1 pseudogene is annotated in these 207 nt (G+C 41.5%); it reads left to right on the top strand.

The window, feature by feature from the left end:
- Nucleotides 1–207, top strand: a pseudogene (locus tag ACXAGP_RS22145) (transposase); the annotation flags it as partial.

Raw genomic sequence — 207 nt, 5'->3', positions numbered from 1 at the left:
ATCACACCCATCTGGTATTACATATACACAAAGAGTTATCAGATAGTTGGGATACTGAAGAAGTGATTCGACGTTGGCATCAGCTGTGTAATGGCACACTGTTGAGCCAACAATATCTGAATCCACAACAACGAAAGCAGATGTATGAATCTCAACTTATCGCCGTTGAAGAAACCACGACTATCTGGCGACATCGATTAACGGATA

Source organism: Planctobacterium sp. AWM4_229 (assembly GCF_056160305.1).
The sequence above is the reverse complement of the archived record's forward strand: the minus strand, read 5'-3'. Positions and strand labels throughout refer to the sequence as shown.